We start from the raw sequence: 14,945 nt of genomic DNA on the forward strand, positions 1-14,945 counted from the left end.
CCGCACGCGCGCGTGCGGGGCCCCTTCCGCGTCGCGGCCGGGCGGGGTCAGGTGAAGCGGCGCACCCCCGACGGCGTCACCACCGCGTGCACCGGCCGGTCGTGCGCCTCGGCCGGGACGTGCCCGACCACCTCGGCGTCGTACAGGAGCACCACCAGCGCGGGACGGGCCCCGGCGCGTTCCAGCCGCGCCAGCACCCGGTCGTAGGAACCGCCGCCGCGCCCCAGGCGCATGCCGCGCGCGTCGACCGCGAGGCCCGGCAGCAGCACCACGTCGGCCTCCGTCACGGCCGCGGGGCCGAGACGCTCGCCGGCGGGCTCGAAGAGGGCCATCTTCCCGCCGTGCTGGACGCGCGCGAGGGAGCCCTCGCCGGCGTAGGCGCCCCAGTCGAGGTCGTTGTCGGGCAGCAGCGCGGGGAGCAGGACGCGCACGCCCCGCGCGAGCAGCGCGTCCAGCAGTGCGAGCGTCCCGGGCTCGTTGCCCACCGAGACGTACGCCGCGACCGTCCTCGCGTGGGCCAACTCCGGCAGTTCCAGGGCGTGCTCCGCGAGGCTTTCGGCCGCGTCGCGCACGTCATCCGTCGTCAATGTGTTTCTCACCGTCAGGAGCTCCCGCCGCAACATATGTTTGTCAGGCTCTGCTCCGCCTCGGAGATGGTCCACGTGTCGCTCCCCGTACTGTTCCAATGGGTTCATATGATCACGAATTAACCGGAGCTACAGATTCCTCACAAACCCACCGGATAAGGTTTCCGCCATGACGCAGTCGCACCCCAGGATCAGCAAGGCTGTCATCCCCGCGGCCGGACTCGGCACCCGGTTCCTGCCGGCGACCAAGGCCACTCCCAAGGAGATGCTGCCGGTCGTGGACAAGCCGGCGATCCAGTACGTGGTCGAAGAGGCCGCCTCCGCGGGGCTCGACGACGTCCTCATGATCACGGGCCGCAACAAGCGCCCCCTCGAGGACCACTTCGACCGCAACTACGAGCTCGAGTCGGCGTTGGAGAAGAAGGGCGACGCCCAGCGGCTCGCCAAGGTGCAGCAGCCCAGCGACCTCGCCACCATGCACTACGTGCGACAGGGCGACCCCAAGGGCCTCGGCCACGCCGTCCTGTGCGCGGCCCCGCACATCGGGCAGGAGCCGTTCGCCGTCCTCCTCGGCGACGACCTGATCGACCCCCGCGACCCGCTGCTGCGGCGGATGATCGAGGTCCAGGAGCTGTACGGCGGCAGTGTCGTGGCGCTCATGGAGGTCGCCCCCGAGCAGATCCACCTCTACGGCTGCGCGGCCGTGGAGGCCACCCTGGACAGCGACGTCGTCAAGGTCACCGGCCTGGTCGAGAAGCCGGACCCGGCGGACGCCCCCTCGTCCTACGCGATCATCGGCCGCTACGTCCTCGATCCGGGCGTCTTCGACGTCCTGCGCCGGACCGAACCGGGCCGCGGCGGCGAGATCCAGCTCACCGACGCCCTCCAGCAGCTCGCCCAGGACGAGAAGGTCGGCGGACCGGTGCACGGCGTCGTCTTCAAGGGCCGCCGCTACGACACCGGCGACCGCGGCGACTATCTGCGTGCCATTGTCAGACTCGCGTGCGAACGTGAGGATCTGGGTCCGGACTTCCGGACCTGGCTCCGCCGTTACGTCACCGAGGAGATGCAGCAACGTTGAGCACCGCCGCGCCCCGCCCCGTCGGCCAGGACCACCTGTGGTCGGTGGACGAGCACCTGGAGGACATCCTCGCCACCGTCCGCCCCCTGGAACCCATCGAGCTGCAACTGCCCGACGCCCAGGGCTGCGTGCTCGTCGAGGACGTCACGGCGGCCGTCTCGCTGCCGCCGTTCGACAACAGCTCGATGGACGGGTACGCGGTGCGGGTCACCGACGTCGCGGGCGCGAGCGAGGAGTTCCCGGCGGTCCTCGAGGTCGTCGGGGACGTCGCGGCCGGGCAGGCCGCCGACCTGCTCCAGGTGGGGCCCGGGCAGGCCGCCCGGATCATGACCGGCGCCCCGCTGCCGGCCGGCGCCGAGACCGTCGTCCCCGTGGAGTGGACCGACGGGGGTCTCGGGGAGGGCCCGGTCGACGGGATGCGCGCCCGCAGCCTCGCCCCGGAGCAGGCCACGGGCCACGTGCGCGTGCACCGGCCCGCCGGGGCACGCGCGCACGTACGCGCGAAGGGCAGCGACGTGAAGGCCGGGGACCGCGCCCTGGAGGCGGGGACGGTCCTGGGCCCGCCGCAGATCGCCCTGCTCGCCGCGATCGGCCGCGGCACGGTACGCGTCCGCCCGCGCCCGCGCGTGGTCGTCCTGTCCACCGGCAGCGAACTCGTCCAGCCCGGCGAGGACCTGGGCAGCGGCCAGATCTACGACTCCAACAGCTTCGCCCTCACCGCGGCCGCCCGGGACGCCGGCGCCATCGCCTACCGGGTCGGCGCGGTCGCCGACGACGCCGACACCCTCCGCTCCACCATCGAGGACCAGCTCGTGCGCGCCGACCTCGTCGTCACCACCGGCGGCGTCAGCGTCGGCGCGTACGACGTCGTCAAGGAGGCGCTGGCGCACGTCGGGGACGAGGACGAGGCGGGCAGCGGCGTCGAGTTCCGCAAGCTCGCCATGCAGCCCGGAAAGCCGCAGGGCTTCGGCTCCATCGGCCCCGACCACATTCCCCTGCTGGCCCTGCCCGGCAACCCCGTGTCGTCGTACGTCTCCTTCGAGCTGTTCGTGCGCCCCGCGATCCGCACCCTGATGGGCCTCGAGGACGTCCACCGGCCCACCACGCGCGCGACGCTCACCGCCGACAAGGCGCTGACCTCGCCGAAGGGACGCCGGCAGTTCCTGCGCGGGACGTACGCCGACGGCGCCGTGCGCCCGGTCGGCGGCGCCGGCTCCCACCTGATCGCCGCCCTCGCGCACGCCGACGCGCTGATCGTCCTCCCCGAGGACGTGGAGTCCGTCGAGCCGGGCGCCGAGGTCGAGGTGGTCCTCCTCGGCTGAGCACTCCCGGTTGGGGGTACCGTGTCGCGCACAACAGGCCCGGACCGGGAGCGCCGCACGACCATGAGTACGCAGGACCGACTGACGCACATCGACGACGCGGGCGCCGCCCGCATGGTCGACGTATCCGACAAGGACGTCACCGCGCGCACCGCGCGCGCCAGCGGACGCGTCCTCGTCTCGCCCCGCGTGGTCGAGCTGCTGCGCGGCGAGGGCGTCCCCAAGGGGGACGCGCTGGCCACCGCGCGGATCGCGGGGATCATGGGCGCCAAACGCACCCCGGACCTGATCCCGCTCTGTCACCCCCTGTCGGTCTCCGGTGTGAAACTGGACCTGTCGGTCGCGGACGACGCCGTGGAGATCACCGCCACGGTGAGGACGACGGACCGCACGGGCGTCGAGATGGAGGCGCTCACCGCGGTCTCCGTCGCCGCGCTCACCGTGATCGACATGGTGAAGGCGGTCGACAAGGGAGCGGTCATCACGGACGTGCGCGTGGAGGAGAAGACGGGCGGCAAGTCGGGCGACTGGAGCCGGACGTGACGGCGGACGCGGACGCCGGGTACCGGGCGCTCGTCGTGACGGCCTCCAACCGGGCCGCGGTCGGCGTCTACGAGGACAAGGGCGGCCCGCTGGTCGCCGAGGGGCTCAGAGGCCTCGGGTTCGCCGTCGACGGGCCGCAGGTGGTGCCGGACGGCGACCCGGTGGAGGCGGCGCTGCGGGCGGGCGCCGAGGCCGGCTACGACGTGATCGTCACCACCGGCGGCACGGGCGTCTCGCCCACCGACCGCACCCCCGAGGCGACCCGTCGCGTGATCGACCACGAGGTGCCCGGCATCGCCGAGGCCATCCGCGCGTACGGCCGGGAGAAGGTGCCCACGGCCGTGCTGTCCCGGGGGCTCGCGGGGGTCGCGGGCCGGACGCTGATCGTCAACCTGCCGGGCTCCACCGGCGGAGTGAAGGACGGCCTCGCGGTCCTCCGGCCCCTGCTGCGGCACGCCGTGGACCAGCTCCGGGGCGGGGACCACCCCAGACCCGCCGCCGGTACGGGAGGTGCGAGCTGAACGGCGCATCCTGGCCCGTCGAACTCGCGGAGGGCGAGGTCGTCCTGCGGCCGATAAAGCTGCGCGACCAGCGGGCGTGGCGTGAGGTCAACCGGCGCAACCGGGACTGGCTGCGCCCCTGGGAGGCGACCATTCCGCCGCCCGCGCCCAGCGGGCCGATCGCGCACCGGCCGACCTACCGGCAGATGGTCCGGCACCTGCGGTCCGAGGCGAACGCCGGGCGGATGCTGCCGTTCGTCATCGAGTACCAGGGCCGGCTCGTGGGGCAGCTGACGGTCGCCGGGATCACCTGGGGATCCATGTGCTCGGGGCACGTCGGCTACTGGGTCGACGAGGCGGTGGCCGGGCGCGGGGTGATGCCGACGGCCGTGGCGCTCGCCGTGGACCACTGTTTCCGGACCGTCGGACTGCACCGCGTCGAGGTCTGCATTCGGCCCGAGAACGGGCCCAGCCGCCGGGTCGTGGAGAAACTCGGATTCCGCGAGGAGGGGCTGCGGCCGCGTTATCTCCACATCGACGGGGCCTGGCGCGACCACCTCGTCTTCGCGCTCACGGCGGAGGAAGTGCCCGAGGGACTGCTGACCCGCTGGCGGCGCACCAGGCGCCGCGGCGTGCCGGGCGGTCCGGGGAGCACCCTGAGCGACCCGCAGAACACCCGGGGGAATCACGCCGGCCCGGGAAATTGAATATATGTTCGAAAATGATCGCGTGACGGTCATCCCGAGGCACTGAATTCGCGGCTCCGGTGGTCAGCCGATCGCATCGGTCGCAAAAAAAGTTCGAAATATCAGCCAGATCGTGCGACACACCGGCCCAATTGGCGGATGGCCTCCGGCAAACCCCTCTACGGTGTGAGATGTGAGCAGCAGCGGCCTCATCTACGCAGTCATTGTCGGGGCCTGGGCCGCCTACTTGGTGCCGATGTGGCTCCGTAGGCAGGACGAGCTGAACGAGGCCCGTCCGACGGAGCGCTTCAGCACCGCCATCCGGTTGCTGTCCGGACGGGCGGGCATGGAGCGCCGGTACGCCAAGGACCTGCGGGCGCGCTCCACCGAGGAGGGGGAGCCCGGCGCCGGCGCTCCGGACGCGGTCACCGAGTCGGTGGACGTCCGGGCCTTCGCCGTGCCCCCGACCCGTCCGCAGGCCAGGTCCGCGGTCCCGGAGCAGGAGCACCCGGAGGCGGCGCGCGATCCCGCGCCCCAGCCCGCGCACGAACCGGCGGCCGCGCCGGCGCACGCCCGTGTGCCCGAGGCGCGGAGCACGCCCTCCGCCGCGGCACCCCCCGCCGCGGCCGCCGCGGCCGCCGCGCAGGCGGCCGCGGCACGGGCCCGGCGCACCAAGGTGCTCGCGCGCCGCCGGCGCACCACGGTGATGCTCTTCCTCGCCTTCACCCTGGGCGCGATCGTCGCCGCCGTCGGAGGGCTCGCGTTCCTGTGGGCGCCCGGCGTGCCCGCCGTCCTGCTCAGCGCGTACATCGCCTACCTGCGCTCCCAGGAGCGCCGCCGCTTCGCCTACCAGATGGACCGCAGACAGGCCGAGGCCGCCGCGCAGCGGCTGCGCGAGCGCCAGCCGCGCCGGCGGGCCTCCGCCTCCGGTCCGGCCGACGGCGGCCTGGAGCCCGGCGCGGAGGAGCCGCACGCGGGAGCCGAGCCGGAGACCGACCCGGGACTGCTGGCGCTCGCCGCGGACCGCAGGGCGCTCGTCGAGCAGACCGACCACGCGGAGTGGGTCGACCAGCAGCGCGAGCGGCAGCGGCGGCCGGGCCACGGCGACAGCTGGGACCCGGTGCCGGTGCCGCTGCCGACGTATGTGACCGCCCCGGTCGCGCCGCGCGCCACCGCCGACGTGGACCTCGGCGCCCCGGACGCCTGGAGCTCGGCCCGCTCGAGCTCCGTCGCGCCCGAGCAGGAGGCGGCGGACCAGGCGCGCGACCGGGACGCCGCTTTGCCCGACGCGACGGCCGGCGCCGCCGGGACGGCCGGGGGGCCGGGGGAGCCGGCCAGGGCCGAGGCCGACGACGAGCGCAGCGACGCGCGGCGCGCCGCGTCCGCCCGGCGGTCGCGGGAGCGGGGCCGTACGCCGCTGTTCGACCAGTACGAGGACGGCGAGCGGCCGCGGGCCGCCAACGAGTGACCGGCCCCGCGACGGCGCGGCCGGCCGGGCGGGGAACGGATTTCCAAGCAGCCCGATGGGGGTGCTAGAGTTTCACTCGTTGCAAGGGCCTGTGGCGCAGTCCGGTAGCGCACCTCGTTCGCATCGAGGGGGCCAGGGGTTCAAATCCCCTCAGGTCCACGCAGCATAGGGGCCCGTTCCTGATATTAGGGACGGGCCCCTTGCCATGTCGTGTGACGGACAACGGAAGGGAGCCCCGGCCGGGGACCGGCGGGGGCTCCCTTCCGCGGTGACGGGGGTCAGCCGTGCTGGGGCGGGCGGCTCGGCCAGCGGGTCGTCTCGCCGAAGAAGCCGTCGATCGGGACGGCTTCGCCGGCCGCGCGGGCCTCGCGGTAGACGTGCAGGCCGACCGCGAGGTCGAGGACGCCCAGACCGAACGGGGAGAAGATCACCGGCTTGTCGGCGCCGGTGGCCACCTGGCCGCGGATGTGCTGGGCGAGGGTGCCGGTGATGAAGTCGCGGTGGCCGTACTTCTGTTCCGCGAGGTGGGGCGAGGTGTTGGCCTTCAGGCAGTGGTCGACGTCGTCCAGGATGTTGTACGCGTCGTTGACCAGCTCCGGGCCGATGTCGCGCAGGGAGATGTTCAACACCAGCTGGCCGGGGGCGAAGGCGCCCGCGTCCAGCACGTACGGCTCCGCCGCCGTCGTCGCGAAGACCACGATGTCGGCCTTGAGCAGGGCGACTTCGAGGCTCGCGGTGGTCGACGCGCGGTAGCCCAGGCGGTCGCTCGCGTGGGCGGCGAGGGCCTCGGCGTACTCGGGGACCTGGTCGTGGACGGTGATGCCGCCGAACTTCCAGCCCTGCGCGGCGAAGAACTCCAGGATGTTGCGGGCGATGATGCCGCCGCCGATCACCGACAGGTGGCCGGCGGTGCGGTGGGCGGAGCCGGACAGCTGCTCGGCGGCCAGCACCGCCGAGGCGGCCGTACGGGCGGCGCTGATCTGGGAGGCCTCCAGCAGGGCGAACGGGTAGCCGGTGGCGTAGTCGTTGAGCAGCAGGGCCGCGCTGGCCCGGGGGATGCCCTCGGTGATGTTCTGGGGGAACGAGCCGATCCACTTGATGCCGGCGACGTCGTGCTCGCCGCCGAGGTAGGCGGGGAGCGCGATGATGCGGGCGTCGGGCTTGTCGGGGAAGCGCAGGAAGTAGCTGTCGGGGTTGACCGAGTCGCCGTCGTCGTGGGCCAGGTAGGTGGAGCGGACCTCGCGCACGATCTCGGGGCGGGTGCGGTCGATGACGGCGCGGGCCGTGGTGCCGCCGACCACGCTGAACTCGAACACGGGGTTCCTCTCCGTCGAAGGGGTGTGCCGGGGGGTGCTCATCGGCCTGCCGCCGCGTGCTCCGGGGACGACGGCGCCGGGGCGGGGCCCGGGGCGCCGGCGCCGTCCGGGCGGGACTTGCGCAGGAAGGCGGGGGCCGCCCAGTTGGCCTTGCCGAGCATGAGCATCACCGAGGGCAGCAGGACCGCGCGGACCACGGTGGCGTCCAGCAGGACGGCGACCGCGAGGCCGACGCCGAGCTGCTTGAAGTCCTGCATGTCCAGGGTGCCGAAGACCGCGAAGACGGCGACCATGATCAGACCGGCGCTGGTGACGACGCCCGCGGTGGAGCGGATGCCGTGCGCGATGGCGTCCCGGGTGGTGGCGCCGCGGTCGTAGGCCTCGCGGATCCGGGAGACCACGAACACGTGGTAGTCCATGGACAGGCCGAACAGGACCACGAAGACGAACAGCGGCATCCAGGACTCGACCGCGCCGATGCCCTCCGTGCCGACCAGGGACGCGCCCCAGCCGTGCTGGAAGACGGCCGTCATCACACCGTAGGCGGCGCCCACCGAGAGCAGGTTGAGGACGATCGAGGTGAGGGCGATGACGGGGGAGCGGAAGGAGAACAGCATCAGCAGGAAGGTCACGCCGAGGACGAAGGCGAAGACCGGCAGGATGCTCTTCTTCAGCTGGTCGTTGTAGTCGACGGAGAAGGCGAGGTCGCCGCGGACGAGGGCGGTGGTGCCGTCGACCTTGCCGAAGGTGTCGGGGACGAGCGTCTCGCGCAGCGTGGTGAGGGCCTTCTTGGAGGTGTCGTCGGAGCCGTTGCCGGCCAGCGGGACGCTCAGCTCGGCGATGTTCTCCTTCGCGTGGACGGTGACGTCGATGGACTTGCCGGTCTGTCCGGAGGCCACGGCCTTCGCCTGGAAGTCGGTGATGGCCCGCTTCATCGCCGCCGAGTCGATGTCGGCGGCCCGCACGACGACGCTCGCGGGGGCCGGGGAGCCGGGGAAGTCCTTCTCGATCTGCTGGGAGACCTTCACCGTCGGGTCGTCGGCCGGCAGCAGCTTGTCGGTGCCGAGCTTCTCGGTCTTCATGCCGAGCGCGGGCGCGGCCAGGGCGAGCAGGAGGGCGGCGGCGAGCAGGGCGAAGACGCCGGGGCGGGCGAGGACGCCGCGCAGCAGCAGGCTGTTGCGCCGCGGGGTGCCGGCCGCGGCGCGGCGGGCGCGACGACGGCCCAGGAACGGGATGCGGCCGGCGCCGATCCGGTCACCGAGCATCGCCATCAGCGCGGGCAGGACGGTCATGGAGCCGAGCACGGCGATGACGACGACCTCGATGGTGGCGATGGCGAAGCCCTCGAAGACGGTCAGGCCGGAGAGGAACATGCCGGCCATGGCGACGCAGACGGTGATGCCGGAGATCAGCACGGAGTGGCCGGAGGTCGCGGCGGCGACCTGCAGCGCGGTGGCGTTGTCGCGGCCCGCCTCGCGCTCCTCGCGCTGGCGGCGCAGGTAGAACAGGCAGTAGTCGACGCCGACGGCGAGGCCCATCAGGAACATCATGGAGTTGGTCATGCCGTCGACCGGGACCAGGTGGCTGGTCAGGGCGAGCAGACCCATCGCGCCGACGCAGGCGGTCACCGCGAGCGCGATCGGCAGCAGGGCGGCGACCAGCGCGCCGAAGACGGCGAGCAGGATGCCCAGGGAGACCGGCAGGGCGGTGTACTCGGCGCGCACGAAGTCCTCGCCGAGGCTGTCGTTGATGGCCTTCAGGCCGGTGCCGGCGCCGTACTGACCGAGCGTCACGTCCGGGTGGGCGTCGTCCGTCTTCTGCACCGCGTCGATGACCGGCTGGATGCGGTCGGCGGCGGTGTCCGGGTCGCCCTTGACGTCGTACGTGATGAGGACGGCGTGCTTGTCGGCGGAGACCAGGTTCGTGGTCTCGGGGGTACGGACGCGGGTGGCGAGGCCGGTGGCCTCGACGGCGTCCACGGTGTCGCTGACGGCCTTGGTGAACTGAGGGCTGTCTGCGGTGAGTTCGTCGCTGCGGACGTAGATCAGCTCGGCGGCGGGCTCGGTCAGGCCGGCGTCCTGGAGGATGCGCTCGGCGCGGCCCGAGTCGCCGGTGCCGTAGTCGGCCTCGGTGAGGTTGACCTGGCCCGCGGCGCTGCCCAGCGTCATCACCAGAACGACCAGGACGAGCCAGCCGAACACCGCGGTCTTCCGGTGTTCGGCACTCCACCTGCCGAGTGCGGCTGCGAGGTTCCGTTTGGCTGCCATTCGCTTCTTCTCTCCTGCGGCATGGGGGGTGCGGGGTTTCTTCTCCAAAACGCTAGGCGTGGGTTCCGGGGCATTCGTAGGCCTCCCGGAGGCAGCATGCTGCGCCTGCAGAGTGCTGCCATGCCATAACGGGCAAAACGGGCACCTGGCCGGTATTTATCCTGCTACCTTCCAGCGTCGGAAAGGGATTACACACACATCGGGAAAGATCCACAGAGGGCGGGGAGGGGCATGGAATTCGCCATTCAAGCCGAAGGGTTGAAAAAGAGATTCGGTGATCACGAAGTGCTGGCCGGCGTCGACCTTTCCGTGCCGCCGGGAACGGTGCTCGGGCTGCTCGGGCCGAACGGCGCCGGCAAGACGACCACCGTCCGCACGCTGGCCACACTGCTCGCGCCGGACGGCGGCCGGGCCACGGTGGCGGGCTACGACGTGGTCCGCCGGCCCCGCGAGGTGCGCCGCCGGATCGGGCTCGCCGGGCAGTACGCGGCCGTCGACGGACTGCTGACCGGCCGTGAGAATCTGGTCATGATCGGCCGGCTGATGGGACTGGGCCAGCGCGGCGCCCGGACACGGGCCGAGGAACTGCTCGACGGCTTCGGCCTCCAGCACGCGGCCGGCCGGCCCTCGAAGACGTACTCCGGCGGAATGCGGCGGCGACTGGATCTTGCCGCCTGTCTCGTCGCCTCGCCGCAGGTGCTGTTCCTCGACGAGCCGACCACCGGGCTGGACCCGGCGAGCCGGATCACGCTCTGGCAGCAGGTGCGCGAGCAGATCGCGCGGGGCGTCACGGTGCTGCTGACCACGCAGTACCTGGAGGAGGCGGACTTCCTCGCCGACCGGATCACCGTGTTCGGCTCCGGCCGGGTGATCGCCGAGGGCACCGCCGACGAGCTCAAGCGCAAGGTGGGCGAGGAGCGGCTGGAGGTCGCCGTCGAGGGCGTCGAGTCGCTCGAACCGGCCGCGGCGGCACTGGGCCGGGCGGTGTCCGAGGCGCCGGTGGTGGACCGGGAGACGCGCCGCATCGCGGTCCGGCTCGCGGACGGCATCGGGGGCGTGGCCCGCGCGGCCGCCGAACTCGAGCGGTCCGGGGTGCCGGTCACCGACTTCGCCGTGCGGCGGCCGTCGCTCGACGAGGTGTTCCTGCAACTGACGGGGGCGGGAGCCCAGGTGAAGGAGAGCGGCGATGAGTGAGGTCCTGTCCCTGACGGGGCGGCAGATGACGCATCTGCGGCGGACCCCGGAGAAGATCATCGCGGTGTCGCTCACCCCCGTCGCGATGGTGGTGATCCTCGGCTACCTCTTCGCCAGCGTGATCACCGTCGAGGGCGGCGCGTACCACGACTACGTGATGGCGGGCGTCTTCGCCCAGGTGGGGCTGGCCTGTGTGGGCTCCACCGCGATCGGGGTCGCGTCGGACCTGCAGACGGGGCTGACCGACCGGTTCCGTTCGATGCCCATCTCCCGGGCCTCGGTGCTCTTCGCGTACACGGTGGCGGACCTGGTCACCGCGGTCGCCGCGATGGGTGCGGTGGCCGGGGTCGGCCTGCTGGTCGGGTGGCGGATCCACGGAGGGCTCCTGGAGTCGCTCGCGGCCGTGGGGCTGATCCTCGGGTTCACGTACACGATGCTCTGGCTGGGGGTGCTGATCGGGCTGGTGATGCGCAACCTCGAGGCCATCAACGGCATCACCGCGCTCGCGCTCGTCGTGTTCTCGTTCCTGTCCAACTCGTTCATGCCGCTGCGCGGGCTGCCCGACTGGCTGCGCACGGTGGCCGAGTGGAACCCCGTCAGCTCGGTGGCCGAGGCCTGCCGGGTGCTGTGGCACAACGCGCCCGCCTCCGAGGGGGCGAGCCTGCCGGTCCGCCACCCCGAGCTGGCGTCGCTGCTCACGCTGGGCGTGCTGCTGGCGGTCATCGTGCCGCTGGCGCTGCGGGCGTTCCGCACGGCCGCGGCGCGGTGAGGGGTGGGTGTCGTGGCGCCCGGAGACACGGCTGCGGCACCCGCCCCGTCCGCCCCGCCGCGGTGTCCCGCCCCACCCGCGTCGCCGTCCCGGCCCTCCGCGTCCGCGCAGGTCGGGTGCCGTGCGTCTCCGCTGCCGCGGGAGTGGCCGATCTTCGCCCCGCCGCTACGACGGCCTGCCGCACCCGCGTCGCGCGTGCGAGCCGCCTCAGCCGCGCGGTCGGGCCGGCCCGGCACGTCGGTGCCGAGGCGATGGCTTGTTCTCGGCGTGTCGCCCCGGCGGGCTGTCTTGCTTCCGTCGCCGCGCCGGGCTGTCCCGGTCGCGAGGACACGACGCGTCGACGCAGCCGTGTCGCCGGGGCGGGCCGTCACGTCCGTGCGGGTGAGGCGGGCTGTTCCGTCGCTGCCGCTGTCACCGGGGGGCGTCACTCCACCCGTGTCGCCGGGGCGGACAGCCTTGCTCGTGTCGCCGGGGCGGACAGCCTTGCTCATGTCGCCGGGGTGGGCTGCCTTGCCTGTGTCGCCGGGGCGGGCTGTTCTGTCCGTACCGTCCGGGGGCGTCGCCCTGCTCGTGTCCTCGGGGCGGGTTGCCTCGACCGTGTCGTCGAGGAGAGCTGTCTCGGCCGTTTCGCCGGGGTGGGGTGCTTCGACCGTTTCGCCGGGGCGGGCTGTCCTGCTCGTGTCGCCGGGGCGGGCTGTTCTGTCCGTACCGTCCGGGGACGTCGTCCTGCTCGTGTCACCAGGGCGGGCTGTTCGGCCTGTACCGTCCGGGGGCGTCGCCCTGCTCGTGTCCTCGGGGCGGGCTGCTTCGGCCGTTTCGCCGGGGTGGGCTGTCCTGCTCGTGTCACCAGGGCGGGCTGTTCTGTCCGTACCGTCCGGGGGCGTCGCCCTGCTCGTGTCCTCGGGGCGGGCTGCCTCGACCGTGTCGTCGGGGTGGGCTGTCTCGGCCGTTTCGCCGGGGTGGGCTGTATCGGTCGGGGCGGTGTGGCGGGTCGTCCTGTCGGGGGCGTCGGGGGGAGTCCCCTCGCCCGCGTCGCCGCGACCCGTCTCGCGTCTTTCCTGCCGCGCGCCGGCGTGGACGCCCGTGGCGTCCGGGTGGTCCGGGGTGGTGGGGTGTCCCGGGTTCAGGCCGTCGGTGCCGCCGCGGCCGGGTTCAGCTCGGCCCGCCCTCCGCCGTCGCCCCGCGCAGCCAGCCGCGTTCACCGGCGAGGACGCCGGCCTGGAAGCGGCTGCGGGCGCCGAGCTGGCTCATCAGTTCGGCCGTGATCCGGCGCGAGGTGCGTACGGAGACCCCGATCTTGCGGGCCACGACGTCGTCCGTGTAGCCCTGGGCGAGCAGGCTGAGGATCGCGCGGGCCTGGCTGGACAGTCCGGTACGGCTGTCCATGATCGGCTCCTGGCCGTACGGGGTCGCGGCCTCCCAGACGTGTTCGAACAGCGAGCACAGGGCGGAGACCAGGCCCTTGCCGCGCAGCAGCAGGGCGCCGGACGCGGTGTTCTCCGGGTCGGAGGGCACCATGGCGACACGCCGGTCGAAGATGATCAGCCGCAGGGGCAGGGTGGCCACCGTGCGCACCCGGCCGCCGAGGTCGGTCAGCCAGTCGAAGTGCGTGGTCATGTCCGGGTCACTGAGGGAGCCCTGGAGATAGATGCTGCGCATGTGGACCCCGCGGCCCAGCAGGTTCTCGTCGAGCGGGCGGACCGCGCGGCGGGAGTCGGCCGGCTGCCGGCTGAGCGGGATGAACGCGCTCAGCTCCTCGGCGCACTCCTGGGAGAGCTCCTCCAGGCGGGCCCGGATCATCTCCAGGCCGGTGATGCGCTCCACCTCCAGCCCGCGCTGGTTGCGGACGGCGTTGTGGTAGCTGTCGATGATCTCCGTGACCGCCTGGCGGCTGTTGGCGATCTCCTGCTGGCGCTCGGCCAGCCGGACCTCCTCCTGGGTGAGCAGGGCGGTCAGTCGCAGCTCGGGGTTGACGACGAGCAGCTCGCCCGGGGAGTCGCCCGAGGGGCGGACCAGGGCGAGCCGGGCCAGTTCGTCGAGGGTGTGCCGGACCCGTTCGACGGGCCACTCCAGGTGAGCGGCGAGCCCCGGCACGTCCAGATGGGGTTCGCCGATCATGGCTCGATACAGACTCTCGGCATCCGAAGCCAACCCGAGTATCCGCAACACTCTTCGCCCCCTATGTACGTATTGGACCACGCACCGGTCTCCCTGCGGTCCCGCCCCCGCGGGCTAGGTAGATCGTCAGTGACAGCCAGGGGCTGGCCTACCGGAATGAGACACCTGTGGCGTGAATGCGGCCCAAGTTGACCGATTGTCGGCCAAGCCGGGAGAACTTCCTATGTACACGATCAAGAGCACGCTATGTACATGATCAACGTGCGCCTGGCCCGAGGTCTCCGGTCGCTGGACGACGGCGAGCTGCGCCGGTCCGTGCGGGAGGTGGCGGGCGCCCAGGACGGTCTCCAGCACGTGTACGCGGAGGTCGGTGTCGACGGCGCCGACCTCGTGCTCTTCTTCACCGCGGCGACGCAGGCCGCCGCCCACGCGGCCGCCCGCCGCGTGGTGATGCGGTCCCTGAGGGGGGAGTCGCTGCGCGGCTGGGTGATCCGGGAGTCCGTCCCGGACTGAACCGGCCCGGTGGACCTCGTGTCCCCCGCCCGCGGGCCGGCGTCGACGAGGGCGCCGGCTCCGTGGATTCCCGGAATGCCGGGCTCCTTTTGGCCCGCACCCTCACACGTTGTTCAGGGAATCGACAATTCCCTTTTCCCGCTGCCCCGGAAAACAATCTGGCATGACGTTGTCACGGCAGGACCCTGACAGCGAAAAGCCTTAACCAGCGGGTGACGCGACGTAAGAATCGTTCCATCGGACGAGATGCCCCGGATTACCGCAGGGAAACTCCGAGCGGGCGCCTCCGAAATTTTCCCACGAGTTGAATCGAGGAATTGCCATGCGGTCTACGCTCCGAATTGCAGCCTGCACCGCCGTCGTCCTCTCCGCGTTCTCGTTCGGCGCCGCCTCGGCCTCCGCCCAGGTGCTCGCCGGGCCGGCGGACACCGGGACCGTGAACGGCGTGAGAGCCGATGCCGCCACCACGGACGCCGGAGCCGCGGTCGGCGTCGCGGTCCAGGACCTCACCTCGTTCCTCGGGTCCCTCCCGGTGCTGGCGGGGCTGTGCGGCGAACCCGAGTGGTCCTGACGGAGCGGAC

14 protein-coding genes and 1 tRNA gene are annotated in these 14,945 nt (G+C 72.6%); 11 read left to right on the forward strand and 4 right to left on the reverse strand.

Translation table 11 applies throughout. The features are described 5' to 3' along the window. Positions 1-47 precede the first annotated feature (47 nt). Positions 48-623: a 5-formyltetrahydrofolate cyclo-ligase gene (locus tag ACH4F6_RS13105; protein WP_397960178.1), complete on the reverse strand. Its 576-nt coding sequence runs from the start codon at positions 621-623 to the stop codon at positions 48-50. A gap of 133 nt (positions 624-756) precedes the next feature. On the opposite strand from ACH4F6_RS13105, the gene galU reads away from it, so the two are divergent. The 7 genes from galU to ACH4F6_RS13140 all read left to right on the forward strand — a co-directional run bounded on the left by galU (position 757) and on the right by ACH4F6_RS13140 (position 6,346). Next, positions 757-1,668 (forward strand): UTP--glucose-1-phosphate uridylyltransferase GalU, encoded by a 912-nt coding sequence (galU, locus tag ACH4F6_RS13110; protein ID WP_397960179.1) that lies wholly within the window; start codon positions 757-759, stop codon positions 1,666-1,668. Beyond that, on the forward strand, positions 1,665-2,990 hold the full coding sequence (glp, locus tag ACH4F6_RS13115) for a gephyrin-like molybdotransferase Glp (protein WP_397960180.1): 1,326 nt from the start codon (positions 1,665-1,667) through the stop codon (positions 2,988-2,990). Before galU ends, glp begins: the two co-directional genes overlap by 4 nt. A gap of 63 nt (positions 2,991-3,053) precedes the next feature. Beyond that, positions 3,054-3,533, forward strand: a complete 480-nt coding sequence (gene moaC, locus ACH4F6_RS13120; protein WP_397960181.1) for a cyclic pyranopterin monophosphate synthase MoaC — start codon at positions 3,054-3,056, stop codon at positions 3,531-3,533. Then, positions 3,530-4,054, forward strand: a complete 525-nt coding sequence (locus ACH4F6_RS13125; protein WP_397960182.1) for a molybdenum cofactor biosynthesis protein B — start codon at positions 3,530-3,532, stop codon at positions 4,052-4,054. The genes moaC and ACH4F6_RS13125 overlap by 4 nt, the downstream gene beginning before the upstream one ends. Then, complete coding sequence (locus ACH4F6_RS13130; protein WP_397960347.1) at positions 4,051-4,740, forward strand: GNAT family N-acetyltransferase; 690 nt, start codon at positions 4,051-4,053, stop codon at positions 4,738-4,740. Before ACH4F6_RS13125 ends, ACH4F6_RS13130 begins: the two co-directional genes overlap by 4 nt. Positions 4,741-4,912: 172 nt before the next feature. After that, positions 4,913-6,187, forward strand: coding sequence for a gephyrin-like molybdotransferase receptor GlpR (gene glpR, locus ACH4F6_RS13135; protein WP_397960183.1), 1,275 nt, complete (start codon positions 4,913-4,915; stop codon positions 6,185-6,187). 85 nt (positions 6,188-6,272) lie between these two features. Further along, positions 6,273-6,346: transfer RNA gene (locus tag ACH4F6_RS13140), tRNA-Ala, on the forward strand. 119 nt (positions 6,347-6,465) lie between these two features. Here the strand turns inward: ACH4F6_RS13140 and sbnB are convergent. Then, on the reverse strand, positions 6,466-7,503 hold the full coding sequence (gene sbnB, locus ACH4F6_RS13145) for a 2,3-diaminopropionate biosynthesis protein SbnB (protein WP_397960184.1): 1,038 nt from the start codon (positions 7,501-7,503) through the stop codon (positions 6,466-6,468). Between the two features lie 38 nt (positions 7,504-7,541). Then, entirely contained in the window at positions 7,542-9,770 is a 2,229-nt protein-coding gene (locus ACH4F6_RS13150; RefSeq protein WP_397960185.1) for an MMPL family transporter, read from the reverse strand. Between the two features lie 231 nt (positions 9,771-10,001). Between ACH4F6_RS13150 and ACH4F6_RS13155 the strand changes: the two genes are divergently transcribed. Together ACH4F6_RS13155 and ACH4F6_RS13160 are read left to right on the forward strand one after the other, a co-directional pair. Continuing rightward, entirely contained in the window at positions 10,002-10,964 is a 963-nt protein-coding gene (locus ACH4F6_RS13155) for an ATP-binding cassette domain-containing protein (RefSeq protein ID WP_397960186.1), read from the forward strand. After that, positions 10,957-11,733, forward strand: a complete 777-nt coding sequence (locus tag ACH4F6_RS13160) for an ABC transporter permease (protein WP_397960187.1) — start codon at positions 10,957-10,959, stop codon at positions 11,731-11,733. The genes ACH4F6_RS13155 and ACH4F6_RS13160 overlap by 8 nt, the downstream gene beginning before the upstream one ends. 1,152 nt (positions 11,734-12,885) lie before the next feature. Here ACH4F6_RS13160 and ACH4F6_RS13165 read toward each other — a convergent pair. Beyond that, positions 12,886-13,851: a LuxR family transcriptional regulator gene (locus tag ACH4F6_RS13165; RefSeq protein WP_397960188.1), complete on the reverse strand. Its 966-nt coding sequence runs from the start codon at positions 13,849-13,851 to the stop codon at positions 12,886-12,888. Positions 13,852-14,103: 252 nt separating this feature from the next. Between ACH4F6_RS13165 and ACH4F6_RS13170 the strand changes: the two genes are divergently transcribed. Next, complete coding sequence (locus ACH4F6_RS13170; RefSeq protein WP_397960189.1) at positions 14,104-14,364, forward strand: hypothetical protein; 261 nt, start codon at positions 14,104-14,106, stop codon at positions 14,362-14,364. Between the two features lie 322 nt (positions 14,365-14,686). Then, complete coding sequence (locus ACH4F6_RS13175) at positions 14,687-14,935, forward strand: hypothetical protein (protein WP_397960190.1); 249 nt, start codon at positions 14,687-14,689, stop codon at positions 14,933-14,935. The last annotated feature ends 10 nt before the right edge of the window (positions 14,936-14,945 follow it).

The sequence above is a fragment of the Streptomyces sp. NPDC017936 genome (assembly GCF_044328485.1).
Lineage (GTDB): Bacteria > Actinomycetota > Actinomycetes > Streptomycetales > Streptomycetaceae > Streptomyces.

Excerpts from the sequence above, each read along its gene's own strand:
- ACH4F6_RS13150 (WP_397960185.1), bottom strand. The coding sequence starts at position 9,770 with ATGGCAGCCAAACGGAACCTCGCAGCCGCACTCGGCAGGTGGAGTGCC.
- ACH4F6_RS13155 (WP_397960186.1), top strand. The coding sequence starts at position 10,002 with ATGGAATTCGCCATTCAAGCCGAAGGGTTGAAAAAGAGATTCGGTGAT.
- moaC (WP_397960181.1), top strand. The coding sequence starts at position 3,054 with ATGAGTACGCAGGACCGACTGACGCACATCGACGACGCGGGCGCCGCC.
- ACH4F6_RS13160 (WP_397960187.1), top strand. The coding sequence starts at position 10,957 with ATGAGTGAGGTCCTGTCCCTGACGGGGCGGCAGATGACGCATCTGCGG.
- ACH4F6_RS13105 (WP_397960178.1), bottom strand. The coding sequence starts at position 623 with ATGTTGCGGCGGGAGCTCCTGACGGTGAGAAACACATTGACGACGGAT.
- ACH4F6_RS13165 (WP_397960188.1), bottom strand. The coding sequence starts at position 13,851 with ATGATCGGCGAACCCCATCTGGACGTGCCGGGGCTCGCCGCTCACCTG.
- ACH4F6_RS13175 (WP_397960190.1), top strand. The coding sequence starts at position 14,687 with ATGCGGTCTACGCTCCGAATTGCAGCCTGCACCGCCGTCGTCCTCTCC.
- galU (WP_397960179.1), top strand. The coding sequence starts at position 757 with ATGACGCAGTCGCACCCCAGGATCAGCAAGGCTGTCATCCCCGCGGCC.
- ACH4F6_RS13170 (WP_397960189.1), top strand. The coding sequence starts at position 14,104 with ATGATCAACGTGCGCCTGGCCCGAGGTCTCCGGTCGCTGGACGACGGC.